At 69.8% G+C, this 12,773-nt stretch carries 16 protein-coding genes and 1 pseudogene; 14 read left to right on the forward strand and 3 right to left on the reverse strand.

What is annotated here, in order from left to right:
* Nucleotides 1–96 precede the first annotated feature (96 nt).
* The 5 genes and pseudogenes from ACFT4A_RS35155 to ACFT4A_RS35175 form a co-directional block, all read left to right on the forward strand.
* Nucleotides 97–723, forward strand: coding sequence for a DsbA family protein (locus ACFT4A_RS35155; RefSeq protein WP_382838652.1), 627 nt, complete (start codon nt 97–99; stop codon nt 721–723).
* A gap of 47 nt (nt 724–770) precedes the next feature.
* Nucleotides 771–1,577: an MBL fold metallo-hydrolase gene (locus ACFT4A_RS35160; RefSeq protein ID WP_382838654.1), complete on the forward strand. Its 807-nt coding sequence runs from the start codon at nt 771–773 to the stop codon at nt 1,575–1,577.
* Between the two features lies 1 nt (nt 1,578).
* The gene (locus tag ACFT4A_RS35165; RefSeq protein ID WP_382838657.1) at nt 1,579–1,989 is read left to right on the forward strand and encodes a nuclear transport factor 2 family protein; all 411 of its coding nucleotides are present in this window, start codon (nt 1,579–1,581) and stop codon (nt 1,987–1,989) included.
* 24 nt (nt 1,990–2,013) lie between these two features.
* On the forward strand, nt 2,014–2,715 hold the full coding sequence (locus tag ACFT4A_RS35170; RefSeq protein ID WP_382838659.1) for an alpha/beta fold hydrolase: 702 nt from the start codon (nt 2,014–2,016) through the stop codon (nt 2,713–2,715).
* Nucleotides 2,716–2,799: 84 nt separating this feature from the next.
* Nucleotides 2,800–2,907: pseudogene (locus ACFT4A_RS35175) on the forward strand (GntR family transcriptional regulator); the annotation flags it as partial.
* Nucleotides 2,908–3,018: 111 nt separating this feature from the next.
* Here the strand turns inward: ACFT4A_RS35175 and ACFT4A_RS35180 are convergent.
* On the reverse strand, nt 3,019–3,903 hold the full coding sequence (locus ACFT4A_RS35180; protein ID WP_382838661.1) for a helix-turn-helix domain-containing protein: 885 nt from the start codon (nt 3,901–3,903) through the stop codon (nt 3,019–3,021).
* A gap of 196 nt (nt 3,904–4,099) precedes the next feature.
* Here ACFT4A_RS35180 and ACFT4A_RS35185 point away from each other — a divergent pair, with 196 nt between their 5' ends.
* The 4 genes from ACFT4A_RS35185 (at nt 4,100) to ACFT4A_RS35200 (ending at nt 7,089) form a co-directional block, all read left to right on the forward strand.
* Nucleotides 4,100–4,693 (forward strand): non-oxidative hydroxyarylic acid decarboxylases subunit B, encoded by a 594-nt coding sequence (locus ACFT4A_RS35185; protein WP_382838663.1) that lies wholly within the window; start codon nt 4,100–4,102, stop codon nt 4,691–4,693.
* Nucleotides 4,694–4,742: 49 nt separating this feature from the next.
* Nucleotides 4,743–6,173, forward strand: a complete 1,431-nt coding sequence (locus tag ACFT4A_RS35190) for a non-oxidative hydroxyarylic acid decarboxylases subunit C (RefSeq protein WP_382838666.1) — start codon at nt 4,743–4,745, stop codon at nt 6,171–6,173.
* A 36-nt stretch (nt 6,174–6,209) separates the two neighbouring features.
* On the forward strand, nt 6,210–6,506 hold the full coding sequence (locus ACFT4A_RS35195; RefSeq protein ID WP_382838668.1) for a non-oxidative hydroxyarylic acid decarboxylases subunit D: 297 nt from the start codon (nt 6,210–6,212) through the stop codon (nt 6,504–6,506).
* 145 nt (nt 6,507–6,651) lie between these two features.
* Nucleotides 6,652–7,089: a GNAT family N-acetyltransferase gene (locus ACFT4A_RS35200; RefSeq protein ID WP_382838685.1), complete on the forward strand. Its 438-nt coding sequence runs from the start codon at nt 6,652–6,654 to the stop codon at nt 7,087–7,089.
* 77 nt (nt 7,090–7,166) lie between these two features.
* On the opposite strand, the gene ACFT4A_RS35205 is transcribed toward ACFT4A_RS35200, so the two are convergent.
* Nucleotides 7,167–8,387, reverse strand: coding sequence for a metallophosphoesterase (locus ACFT4A_RS35205; protein ID WP_382838670.1), 1,221 nt, complete (start codon nt 8,385–8,387; stop codon nt 7,167–7,169).
* A gap of 264 nt (nt 8,388–8,651) precedes the next feature.
* Here ACFT4A_RS35205 and ACFT4A_RS35210 point away from each other — a divergent pair, with 264 nt between their 5' ends.
* From ACFT4A_RS35210 to ACFT4A_RS35230, 5 genes are all read left to right on the forward strand, one after another.
* A complete protein-coding gene (locus ACFT4A_RS35210; protein ID WP_382838673.1) occupies nt 8,652–9,206 on the forward strand; it encodes a DUF6328 family protein in 555 nt (184 codons plus the stop codon).
* Nucleotides 9,207–9,324: 118 nt separating this feature from the next.
* Nucleotides 9,325–9,567 carry a DUF6411 family protein gene (locus tag ACFT4A_RS35215; protein ID WP_382838687.1) on the forward strand — a complete coding sequence of 81 codons (243 nt, stop codon included), beginning with the start codon at nt 9,325–9,327 and terminating at the stop codon, nt 9,565–9,567.
* A gap of 137 nt (nt 9,568–9,704) precedes the next feature.
* Nucleotides 9,705–10,550 carry an RNA polymerase sigma factor SigF gene (locus tag ACFT4A_RS35220; RefSeq protein ID WP_382838676.1) on the forward strand — a complete coding sequence of 282 codons (846 nt, stop codon included), beginning with the start codon at nt 9,705–9,707 and terminating at the stop codon, nt 10,548–10,550.
* Between the two features lie 28 nt (nt 10,551–10,578).
* Nucleotides 10,579–11,082: an ATP-binding protein gene (locus tag ACFT4A_RS35225; RefSeq protein WP_382838690.1), complete on the forward strand. Its 504-nt coding sequence runs from the start codon at nt 10,579–10,581 to the stop codon at nt 11,080–11,082.
* Between the two features lie 74 nt (nt 11,083–11,156).
* Entirely contained in the window at nt 11,157–12,332 is a 1,176-nt protein-coding gene (locus ACFT4A_RS35230) for a phosphatidylserine/phosphatidylglycerophosphate/cardiolipin synthase family protein (RefSeq protein ID WP_382838693.1), read from the forward strand.
* Nucleotides 12,333–12,459: 127 nt separating this feature from the next.
* On the opposite strand, the gene ACFT4A_RS35235 is transcribed toward ACFT4A_RS35230, so the two are convergent.
* Nucleotides 12,460–12,773: DNA-directed RNA polymerase subunit alpha C-terminal domain-containing protein (locus ACFT4A_RS35235; RefSeq protein WP_382838679.1), on the reverse strand; the 314-nt coding region annotated here is incomplete at its 5' end.

Raw genomic sequence — 12,773 nt, forward strand, 5'->3', positions numbered from 1 at the left:
TTGTTCGATCATGGGAATATCTGACTAGTCAGGTACTGTTGGTCGCGTGAACCGCTCGCACCAGGTCGGCGCCACACCTTTCCGTCGAGGTCCTCCATGAAGCTCGTCCACGTCTTCGATGCCTACTGCGGCTGGTCCCACGGGTTCTCCGCGACGCTGCTCGAGGTGGTGTCCCGGCATCCGGAACTCACCGTCGAGGTGGTCTCGGGTCATCTGTTCAGCGGTGAGCGCCGAGTGCCCATACGGGAGTTCGGGTATGTCGCCGGCGCCAACGCCAAGATCGCCGAGCTGACCGGCGCCGAGTTCGGCGCGGCGTACGAGCGGCTGATCGCCGACGGCTCGTTCGTCATGGACTCCGAGGACGCCGCCCGTGGCGTGGCCGCCCTGCGTCAGGCCGCCCCCGCGCGAGCGGCGGAACTGGCCACCGCCATGCAGCACGCCTTCTATGTCGACGGTCTCAGCCTGTCCGAGACGGCCACCTACCGGAAGATCGCCGAGCAGTACGGACTGGACGCGGACGCCGTCGCCGCCGCCTTCGAGGCGCCCGAGACGCGGGCCGAGGCCGAAGCGGACCGCCTCCGCGCCGCCGACCTGGGCGTCAACGCCTTCCCCACCCTCCTCGCCGTCGACGGCGACCACGTGGCAGTCCTGGCCGTCGGCAAGGCCTCCACCGACGAGGTGGAGCGGGGAATCGCGGCGTTCACCGCCTCCCGCACCTCCTGACCCCACCCCCGCCCCCGTTCCCCGCACCTCGCCCCAAAGGAACCGTCATGAGCAGCCTCTCCTTCAAGATCTTCGACCTGGACTTCCCGGCAGGCAGCAAGAACAAGACCGCCACCCTCGTCACCGGCGAGAGTGAGGCCCTGCTGATCGACGCCGCCTTCACCCGCGCCGACGGTCACAGGCTGGCCGCCGAGATCCTCGACTCGGGCAAGAAGCTGACCACCGTGTTCGTCAGCCACGCCGACCCCGACTTCTACTTCGGCGCCGAAGTGATCGCCGACGCCTTCCCCGACGCGAGGTTCGTCGCCACCCCGCTCGTCATCGAGCACATCCAGCACACCTACGAGGGCAAACTCAAGGCGTGGGCGGCGCTCGGCCCGAACCTGCCGACCCGTCTGGTGGACCTCGAGCCGCTGACCGGAGACCTCATCCTGGAGGGCCACCGCTTCGAGCTCAGGGGCGGTCCGGAGGGCCTGCCCGACCGGCACTACCTGTGGCAGGCCGAGACCCGTGCCCTCCTCGGCGGCGTCCTGCTGTTCCAGCAGGAGCACGTCTGGGTCGCCGACACCCCTGCCCCGGAAGACCGCGCCGCCTGGATCGGCCTGCTGGACGAGATGGCCGCCCTCCAGCCCGAGCTGGTCGTGCCCGGCCACCGCCTGCCCCACGCGCCGGCCGGCGCCTCCGCCATCACCGCCACCCGCGAGTACCTCGTCGCCTTCGAGGAGGAGCTCGGCAAGGCCGCCGACGGTGCCGCGCTGACCGAGGCACTCGTGGCGCGCTACCCGGACAACGGCATGCTGATCGCCGCCCAGATCGGTGCCAAGGTCGCCAAGGGCGAGATGAAGTGGGGCTGACATGACCGACTTCGCCACCTCCACCGCGCCCGCCGACGTCGTACGCCGCCAGTACCTGGCCTCCGCGGCCGGCGACCTGGAGGCGCTGCGTGCCACCCTCGCCCCTGACGTGGAGTGGAAGGAGATGGCCGGCTTCCCTCTGGCCGGCACCTACCGCACCCCCGACGGGGTCACCTCCGGTGTGATGGAGCAGCTGGGCAAGGGCTGGGACGGCTGGATCGCCCACGACGACACCTATGTCGTCGACGGCGAGAACGTCGTCGTCCTCGCCCGCTACACCGCGACCAACAAGGCCACCGGCAAGCCGATCGACGTCCGCGTCGCCCACCACTTCACCGTCCGTGGCGGACTGATCGTCCGCTTTGAACAGTTCGTGGACACGGCACTGGTCCGTGACGCGATGACCGACTGACCCCTCGCACCTGAGGAACCTCTGATGAACCCCACTGTCGTGCTGGTGCACGGGGCGATGCACACCCCGTGGATCTTCGCCCCGCTGCGTGAGCGGCTCGGTGCCCGCGGCATCGCCTCGCTCGCCGTGCACCTCCCCAGCAGTGACCCCGACAGCGCTGCCGCCCAGGGACTGACCGACGACATCGCGGTGCTCCGGGCCGCGGTCGAGGCCGTCGACGGGCCGGTCGTGCTCGCCGCCCACTCCTACGGCGGTGTGCCCGCCACCTGGGTCGCCGCCGAAGCCGGCCAGGTCACCGGACTCGTCTACATCGCCGCCTTCGCGCTGGAGGCCGGCACCTCGATGCTGGAGTGGATGGGCGGCGCCTTCCCGCCCGCCTGGATGCGCTCTCCCGACGACCTCGCCGTCAAGGCGGGAGACGCGGAAGAGTCCATCTTCAGCGGTGTCGACCCGACCCTGACCGCCGAGGCCGTCAAACGCCTCAACTGGCAGGGCATGCGCGCCTTCACCGAGAAACTGGGTGCGGTGCCGAGCGACGTTCCCCTGACGTACGTCGTGGCCACCGAGGATCCGGCGCTTCCGCCCGCCGTCCAGGAGCAGTGGGCCGCCCGCGCGGCGCACAGCGTTCGTGTCCCGTCCGGGCACTCCCCGCACCTGTCCCATGCCGACGAGGTCGCCGACGCCCTCGCCGAGGCGGTCGCACGGGCCGCCGCCACCGGCAGTTGATCCCGGACGGCCCGGTTGGCCGGCTCCCGGCGCAGGCCGATGCGGGCGAGGGACGGCGCCTCCGCAGTCCGTCGCCGCGGCGGCGCTGCGCATCACGACCGGCCCGACGAGGCTGCCCAGGCCGCGGCGGTCCACCCCGACAGGACGCTGGAGGACTACCGGCGGGAGATCCAGCGGCGCCTGTTCGGGTAACGGACGACAGGCGCACGGGCCCTGCGCGGTGACAGGGCCCGCAGGGTGTCAGCGGGACGAGCTGGTTCGAGTCCTCAGGGGCGCGGCCAGGATCCGCCCCCCCGCTCAGCCCTACGGGGCGTTGCGGTATCGGGCGCGGAACGCGGCCGGGGTCTCCCCGGTCCGGGTGCGGAAGAACCTGGTGAATGCCGTGGCCTGTGGGAAGCCGAGGCGTTCTCCGACGGCGGATGTCGCGAGGTCCGTGTGGACGAGCAGACGCCGGGCCTCCAGCAGGACCCGCTCGTCGATGAAGTGCTTGGCGCCGCAGCCGGCGTCGGCCCGGCTGGCGCGGGTGAGCGTACGGACGCTGTAGCCCAGCCTCGCGGCGTAGTCCTCCACCCGGTGTGAGCGCGCGAAGTCCCGTTCCACCGCTTGCTGGAAGCGGAGGAAAGGCTCGCTGCCCCGTTCGTCGTCGCCGGGTCCGCCCCGCTCGTGCGCCAGACGCAGCAGGAGTACCGACAGGAGGTGGCGTACGACCTCCATGTGGGTCTCCAGCGGCAGGTCGGCCAGCCGCCCGTACTCGTCCACCAGCAGGTCGAGGGTGCGCCGCGGCGCGTCGTCCCGCGGATACAGCGGTGCCGTGCGCAGGGCGGGCCGGTCGACGCCGGCCGCCTTCGCGGTGGCCGGGTCGAGAACGCCCGACGGGAAGAGGACCACGGTTCCCCCGGCCGCCGCGAGGTCGGAGCGGAACTGGAGGATCTGTCCCGGCCGCACCCACAACCACGCTCCCGCATCCAGGGTGTGCTCGCCGAAGTCGACGGAGCAGTCGAGCCGGCCGGAGCGCACGCTGATCAGGTGATGGAAGGAGGGGCGCATCGGCGCGTACGCGTCCCGGTCGTGGCCGCGGGCGCGGTCGAGCAGGGCGGAGAGGGCGAGCACCTGCGCCCCCGGCGGTGCTCCCGCCACAGCCCTGAAGGGGAGGTCCGTGACCTCGCCATCTTGTCCGTTTTTGTTCATGGCCTGTCCTCAGCGTACGGCCCTCGGTCCTCGGACGGCACCTAGCGTGGAATGCGGCGGGGCCGCCGGAACGCCGCACGGGCCTTGGACCTCATGTCCGCCCCCGGTGTCGTGGCGACCGAAACAGTCCGTACTCGAAGTACACGACGTACTCGACGTACGCGGCCCGTAGACGCGACCGAGGGAGCTGATCACCGTGCGACTGATCGTGGGCATGACCGGAGCGACGGGTGCCGTGTTCGGCGTCCGTCTCCTGGAGCACCTGGCCGAGCTGCCGGACGTGGAGACCCACCTGGTGCTCAGCCGCTGGGCGCGCACCACGATCGAGTTGGAGACCGGCCTCACGGTGGCCGAGGTGAGCGCACTCGCCGACGTCACGCACCGGCCCGAGGACCAGGGCGCGACGATCTCGTCCGGCTCCTTCCGCACCGACGGCATGGTGATCGTGCCGTGTTCGATGAAGACCCTCGCGGGCATCCGCGCCGGGTACGCCGACGGCCTCGTCGGGCGGGCGGCGGACGTCGCTCTCAAGGAGCGCCGCAGGCTCGTGCTCGTCCCCCGCGAGACACCGCTGAGCGAGATCCACCTGGAGAACATGCTCCAGCTCGCCCGCATGGGCGTGCAGTTGGTGCCGCCCATGCCGGCCTTCTACAACCACCCGCGGTCGGTGGAGGACATCGTCGACCACGTCGTGGGCCGTGTCCTCGACCAGTTCGACCTGCCCGCCCCTGCCGCCGCGAAGCGCTGGAACGGCATGCGCGCGGGCCGTGAGGCGCGCCCCGCGGCCTGAGGACCCCAGCCCAGCGGAACAGCCCAGCAGAAAAGAGGACTTCACACCCATGCCGTACGACGACCTGCGCAGCTTCCTGGACACCCTGGACAAGGGGGGACAGCTGCTCCGCATCACCGAGGAGGTCCTTCCCGAACCCGATCTGGCCGCGGCGGCCAACGCCACGGGCCGTATCGGCGAAGGCGCCCCGGCTCTGTGGTTCGACAACGTCAAGGGCTTCACCGACGCCCGGATCGCGATGAACGTGCACGGTTCCTGGGCCAACCACGCCCTGGCCCTGGGCCTGCCGAAGCACACACCGGTCAAGGAGCAGGTCGCTGAGTTCGCCCGGCGCTGGGACGACTTCCCTGTCGCGCCCGAGCGCCGCGAGGACGCCCCCTGGCGCGCGCACACGCAGGAGGGCGACGACGTCGACCTCTTCTCCGTGCTTCCGCTGTTCCGCCTCAACGACGCAGACGGCGGCTTCTACCTCGACAAGGCGGCGGTCGTCTCCCGCGACCCCGAGGACCCGGACCACTTCGGCAAGCAGAACGTCGGCACCTACCGCCTCCAGGTCATCGGCAGGAACCGGCTCGCCATGCAGCCGGTGCCCGTGCACGACGTCGCCCTCCACCTGGCCAAGGCCGAGGAGAGGGGTGAGGACCTGCCCATCGCCATCACCCTCGGCAACGATCCGGCGATGACGATCGTCGCGGGGATGCCCATGGCCTACGACCAGAGCGAGTACGAGATGGCCGGGGCCCTGCGCGGCGCCCCCGCCCCGATCGCCACCGCCCCGCTCACGGGCTTCGACGTCCCCTGGGGCTCCGAGGTCGTCATCGAGGGCGTGATCGAGGGCCGCAAGCGGCAGATCGAGGGCCCTTTCGGCGAGTTCACCGGCCACTACTCCGGCGGCCGGCGGATGCCTGTCGTCCGGATCGACCGCGTCTCGTACCGCACGAACCCCGTCTTCGAGTCCCTCTACCTCGGCATGCCCTGGACCGAGTGCGACTACCTCGTCGGACCCAACACCTGCGTGCCCCTGCTCAAGCAGCTGCGCGCCGAATTCCCCGAGGTCCAGGCCGTCAACGCCATGTACACCCACGGGTTGCTGGCCATCGTCTCCACCCGGAAGCGCTACGGCGGTTTCGCCAAGGCCGTGGCGATGCGCGCCATGACCACGCCGCACGGGCTGGGTTACATCTCCACGGTCATCGTCGTCGACGAGGACGTGGACCCCTTCAATCTGCCGCAGGTCATGTGGGCGATGTCCTCGAAGGTCAACCCGTCCGGCGACGTCATGATCCTGCCCAACCTCTCGGTCGTGGAGCTGGCGCCCGCCGCCCAGCCGGCCGGCATCACCGGAAAGATGATCATCGATGCCACCACGCCGGTCAGCCCCGACGAGCGCGGCAACTTCGCCACTCCGGTCAAGGACCTGCCCGAGACCGAGGAGTGGACAGCCAGGATCCAGCACCTCATGGCCGAAGCCCGCGGCTGACACACAGCCGGCGAAGCCCGAAAAGGAGAATCCGTCATGACCAGCTGCCCCCGCTGCACCTTCGAAACCGTTGACACACTCCACTCCTCGCCCGTCCCCGGCGTCTGGGACGTCCTGCAGTGCGGGCGCTGCCTCTACACCTGGCGGACCACCGAGCCCGCCCGCCGCACGCAGCGCGACGCCTACCCGGAAGGCTTCAGGCTGACGGCCGAGGACATCGCGAACGCCCCGGAGGTCCCCACCGTCCCGCCGTTGCTCAACGAGATCCAGCATTCCCAGCCCGTACTTCGGAGCCGGGCCGCAGCTCCCTCACTTCCCCACCCTGCGGAGTGACCATCGGCGACGGCGCCCCCACGGGCACTACGGGAACAGGCAACCGAGCACCCGGCATCGCCCCCTCGGGAGAGAACTTGGCCCGGATTGAAGGGACGTGAAGAATGACGGCCATGCAGACTCGACAGGCATTGCCCCTCCGGGGGTGCGCGCCGTTGAAGTCGAGGCGGGGGTCGTCGGATTCGCAGGTTTCGGCCCATCGCAGGAGACCCCTGCCGTCGCGGAAATCGGCACGCTTTACGCGATGCCCCGGGTCTGGGGCACTGGGATCGGGAAGCACTTGATGCGTCTGGCCCGTCCAGAAACCAGGAACGGCAAAATCGCGAGTTGGAGCCGAACCCACGGAACCAACACCGTAGAGCACGACGACGGACCCTTTTCTGGCCCTTGCGCTTGCCGGAGGGACGGCAGCGCGCCCGGAATGCTCGCCCGCGGCGACCTCGGCACCGAGCGCCTCACCACCGGCGACGCCGAGGCGCTTCGTACCTGGGCAGAACGCGTCCGCCTCCTGCTTGGGCCGGACGGCCCGGCTCGCTCCTGCGCCGCATGGCCGCAGACCCCGGGCCCGACGCCGCGAGCGTAGTCCGGCGAAACCCGAGGGACGCCGTACGGCGAGCGCTGAGCAGCGGGCCGCAGGCCGCCTTGTCGGCCCGCCCAGTGTTACGGCGAGGCGGGCGGGTGCGGGGAGCGGAGCACGAGCAGGGTGATCTCGCTGGGGGCGAAGACGCGGAACGGCGGGCCCCAGAAGCCGGTGCCGCGGCTGGTGTAGAGGAGGGTGCGGGGGCCGTGGTGGCTGAGGCCGGCGAGGGCGGGCTGGTCGATGCGGACGAGGTGGTGGAAGGGCCAGATCTGGCCGCCGTGGGTGTGGCCGGAGAGTTGGAGGTCGATGCCGGCGGCTGCTGCCCGGTCGATGAACTTGGGCTGGTGCGCCAGGAGCAGGACGGGCAGGTCGGGGTCGGCGCCGTTCAGGGCTCCGGTGAGGTGGGCGCGGTGGCCTGCCAGGCCGGAGGACTCGGCGGTGACGTCATCCACGCCGGCGACCACGAGGGTGTCGCCTCCGCGTTCGAGCAGCAGGTGGCGGTTGCGCAGCGGCTCCCAGCCCAGCTCGTCCATCAGGTCGACCCAGCCCTGGGCCTCGCTGTAGTACTCGTGGTTGCCGGTGACGTACACCCGGGCCCGGGTGGCTTGCACGGTTCCGAGTGGGACGGCCTGGGCGCGGCGGCGTTCGGCTGTGCCGTCCGCGATGTCGCCGGTGTGGCAGACCAGGTCGGCTTCCAGGGTGTTCACCGTCTCGCACACCCGTGCTGACCAGCGGGCGCGATCGAGTGGGCCGTAGTGGGTGTCGGTGACGAGGACGACGCGGAGGCCGTCCAACCCGGCACCCAGCCGGGGGAGTTGCACGTCGAGTCGGCGTACCCGTGGCACGCGGCGGGCCTCGGCGTACCCCCAGGCGAGCAGCACGGCGGTCACGCCGAGGACGGCCCACGTGACGATTCGCGCCCGGTCCTGACCCTCGCCGACGCCGGCCACGGTCAGGGCGAGCCGCAAGAAGACGCCGAGCAGAACGGACCAGGTGAACAGAACCCAGCTCGTTCCCAGCAGGGTGTCACCGACGATCGCCGCCCGGTCCTGCTGGCGCCGGCCGTGGCCGTGCGCCATCGCGAGCGGCATACCGACGAGGCCGAGGACGAACAGGGCGGTGCCGACCAGCGTGACGGGCAGCGGCCAGTGCTGGCCGGTGTACAGGAGCACCCAGCAGGGCACGGCCCACAGAAGTACGGGGGCGATCAGGGGGAGGTAGCGCATCAGGCGCTGCAGTCGACTCTGCCGCGGAGCCTGCGCTGCGCTGTCGGCGGGTCGGGTGTTGCTGGTGTCGGGCACGCTACCCCTCTCTGACCAGGCTGCCGTCTCGCGCACTGTATCCGGTCGTCCTCGGGCCTACCGGACCGGCGTTCATGGGCACGGCCTCTTGAGGACGAAGGTTCCATGAACTTCGTCGCCCTCACCTCCGCCGGTGTCCTCATCGCTCCGGCCTGACCGCCTGCCGCGCGCAGGAGACCGGCCCCCAGCCGGCTGACGTGGCGCCCGAGGGACGTGAAATCGCCGATCGCGGGCATTCGGGGATTCCCTGAGGATGAGGATGCCATGAGCATGACCGACCAGTCGCTGTCCGACGCGCCGCAGCCCGGCTGCCCCGCTTGCCGCGAAGCGGGAGATCACAGACCCCCGGAACCCCAGGAACCGGAACGGGAACGTCTGAATCGCAGGTGGAACGAGATCCTGCAAGAGACGAGGGTCGCGCAGACCGGCGTGCAGATTCTCTTCGGATTCCTGCTGAGCGTGGCGTTCACTCCGCACTTCCACAAGCTGGAAACCTTCGATCACGTGGTGTACGTGATCACCGTGATACTCGGAGCCTCCGCCACCGGGGCGCTGATTGCGCCGGTCTCCATACACCGGCTGCTGTCCGGGCAGCGCATGAAGGACCACATCGTCAGCGTTGCCGGCAGGCTGATGGTGTTCGGCATGGTGCTGCTCGCGTTGACGATCGGCGGCACGCTTCTGCTTCTTCTCCACGTCGTCGTGCCGGGCCTTCTCGCCGAATTGCTGGTCGGCGGGGTCATGTTGTGGTTCGCCCTGTGCTGGTACGGATTGCCCGTCTGGCTTCGCCGGCGCTCCGCCCGAGATGACCAGGCGTGACAGCACGGCGAGTTCAGTGGTTCCGCCCGTGTTCCGCCCATGACGTACCTGGGTACCCGGCACGGAAATTCGCTCGTCATTGGCATCGGTAACATGTCTCACGTTCAGGAGTTGCATGATGATGATCATCGGAATCGTCGCGCTGTGCGTCGTTCTAGCGGTCCTCGCCTTCCTCGTACCGCGCCTGTCCCACCGTCCGCAACGCGGCTCCCAGCGCACACTCGGCGCCGGGGCACGGGCCGGCGGGAAGGCCCCCGGCTTCCTGGGGCGCGTTCTCAGCAAGCCCTTCCGCAGCAGTTCCAAGGCTGTCGGTCGCAGTGGTTCGGCCGGTCGACGGGCCCGTGGCCACATGCCCTTCTGACCAGCGCGGTTTTCCCCGTGGCCCCCGCGAAGTGAACTCTCAGAACCCTTGGGCGTGCGCGGCGGAGAACGGGGTAAGCGCCGTTGCGTCGGCCCGAGCCGACGATCGTAGAGGTCGGCCGGCTGGGAGAGCAGATCATGACGACAACAACCGTGCACGCTGTCGCTGGGCACATCGTGGGGTTGCCGGAGATGGCGGATCCGTCGAAGGTGGCGCCCCAGGACGCGCGGGAGTTGTCGAAGCTGTTCTTCGACCAGCTCGCGGTACTGGAGGAAGGAACACCTGAGTACCAGTACGCGCGCAACACGCTGATCGAGATGAACATGTCCCTCGTGCGCTACGCGGCGGGCCGGTTCCGCAGCCGGGGTCCGGGGGAGATGGAGGACATCGTCCAGGTCGGCATGATCGGTCTGATCAAGGCCATCGACCGGTTCGAGCTGACCCGCGAGGTCGAGTTCACCTCTTTCGCGGTGCCGTACATCGTCGGTGAGATGAAGCGGTTCTTCCGCGACACCTCCTGGGCCGTGCATGTGCCCCGGCGTCTGCAGGAGGCCCGTGCCCAGCTGACCCGCGCCACCGAGGAGCTGCGCGGCAGGCTGGGCCGCACGCCGACGACCAGGGAACTGTCCGAGTTGATGTGCCTTCCGGAAGAGGAGATCCGCGAGGCCCGGCTGGCGTCCAACGGCTACAACTCCTCCTCCCTGGACGCGGCCATCAACACCGGCCAGGACGGCGAAGCGGTTCTGGCCGACTTCATCGGCGCCGACGACACCGCCCTCGAACTGGTCGAGGACTTCCACGCCCTGGCACCGATGATCGCCGAGCTCGACGAACGCGACCGGCGGATCCTGCACTGGCGTTTCGTCGAGGAACTCACGCAGAAGGAGATCGGCGAACGCCTGGGCTGCTCGCAGATGCATGTCTCGCGCCTGGTCTCCCGTCTACTGGCCCGCCTGCGCGAAGGCATGCTCACCAGCGCTTGAGTGTCAGCGTGACCACGTGACCAGTCGCATGCGCGGCAGGGGGCAGGATCCTGGCCTAGGAGGAGAGAAAGTGGAGCAAGCGGCAGTGCGGGCGGTGGGATGGGCACGCTCGATCCCGATCAGTACCGGTCCCAAGGCGGCACGCGACTGGGCGCGCGAGCATCTGGAAGCCCTCGGCTGGTCCGACAGCTCCCCCCACACGGTGGACGATGTCCTGCTGGCCGTCTCGGAGCTGGTGACCAACGCCCATGTGCACGCCCATTCCACCGCCCGGCTTGTGATGACCTGGGACGGCCGGTGCCTGCACACCACCGTGCACGACGACGACGCTGCCCTGCCCTCACCACGCGAACCCAGTCGCGACCGCCTCGGCGGTCGGGGCATGTTCCTCGTCGAGGCCCTCGCCGACGACTGGGAGGCCCGTCCCTGCCCCTACGGAAAGTCGGTCACCGCCTGCTTCTGCCTGCCGCCCACAGCCGAGGACACCCGGGGTCAGCCCGCGCGGACGGGCGATCCGGAGCACTCCGAGTGAGCGGACAACAGGCCGGCGACGGCTGAGGGGCAAGGATGACCAGTACTCAGGACATAGCGGGGCCCGCGGATCGCATGGACCGCGGCAGAACCCCCGATGAGCGAGCGGTGCGGATACGGCGCCGACTGGAACGGCTCATCGGCATCGCGGCCACCGACGGCAACGCGCTCGTGGCCCTTCGCAACGGCGACGAGATCTTCCCGGCGATGCTCGACGCCATCCACTCCGCCGAGCACACGGTGGACATGATGACGTTCGTGTACTGGAAGGGCGCCATCGCTCGCGAGTTCGCGCACGCACTGGCGGATCGGGCCCGAGCGGGGATCCGGGTGCGGCTGCTGCTGGACGGCTTCGGCGCCCGGCTGATCGACAAGGACCTGCTGGCGGAGATGGGCCGGGCGGGCGTGCAGGTGGCCTGGTTCCGCAAACCGCTGTACCTGTCGCCGCTCAAGCAGAATCACCGCTGCCACCGCAAGGTGCTGGTCGTGGACGAACAGGTGGCGTTCACCGGCGGTGTGGGCATCGCCGAGGAGTGGTGCGGCGACGCCCGCAATCCACAGGAGTGGCGGGACACCCACGTCGAGGTACGCGGGCCGGCCGTGGACGGCATCGCGGCGGCGTTCGCGCAGAACTGGGCCGAATGTCACGACGAACTCTTCGACGACCGCGACCGGTTCACCATCCACCGCCCGCAGGGCGACGCGGTGGTGCAGGTGGTGCGCGGTTCGGCCAGCTTCGGCTGGCAGGACATGCAGACCCTGATCCGAGTGGTCATCGAGTCGGCCGAGGAGCGACTCAGGCTCGCCACCGCCTACTTCTCCCCGGACGCCTACTTCATCGAGCTGCTGTGCGCCGCCGCCCGCCGCGGGGTGGAGGTGGAGATCCTGCTGCCCGGACCGCACACCGACAAGCGGGTCTGCCAACTGGCCGGACAGCACTTCTACGAGGATCTGCTCGCCTGCGGGGTCAAGATCTACCAGTACCAGCCGACCATGATGCACGCCAAGGTCATCACCGTGGACCGCACGGCATCCCTCGTCGGGTCGACCAACTTCAACCGGCGCTCCCTCGACCACGACGAGGAGGTGATGCTCGCCGTCCTGGACGATGGTTTCACCGCCACGATCGATGCTCATTTCGAGGCGGACATCGCTGCCAGTGAACGGATGCGGGCCGGGCAGTGGAAGAAGCGCTCCGCGCTCCAACGTGCCCGTGAAGCCGCCGTGCGGCCCATTCGGCGCTACCTCTGACGCCGGCCGGCGGCCGGTCGTATCAGAGTCGGGGCCTGCGGCCATGACGACGCCCCGACTCTGACAGCGTCCGTGCGGCCATGACACCGAGCGCGTCACGCCCGGTGTGTTGGCCCCAGCGCAGCGCTCAGTACTGCTCGGTCTCCACGAAGCCCGCGTCCGCGTCGTTGTTCGCGCCGAAGGCGTCGGCGGCGGCGGTCGGGTCGAATCCGGGCGGGCTGTCCTTGAGGCCCAGGCCCATGCCGGCCAGCTTCGCCTTGACCTCGTCGATGGACTTCGCACCGAAGTTACGGATGTCGAGCAGGTCCGCCTCGGAGCGCGCCATGAGCTCACCCACGGAGTGAACGCCCTCGCGCTTGAGGCAGTTGTACGACCGAACGGTGAGCTCCAGCTCCTCGATCGGCAGCGCCAGGTCGGCGGCCAGGGCGGCGTCCGTCGGGG

It is taken from the genome of Streptomyces sp. NPDC057099 (assembly GCF_042671245.1).
GTDB lineage: Bacteria > Actinomycetota > Actinomycetes > Streptomycetales > Streptomycetaceae > Streptomyces > Streptomyces purpurascens.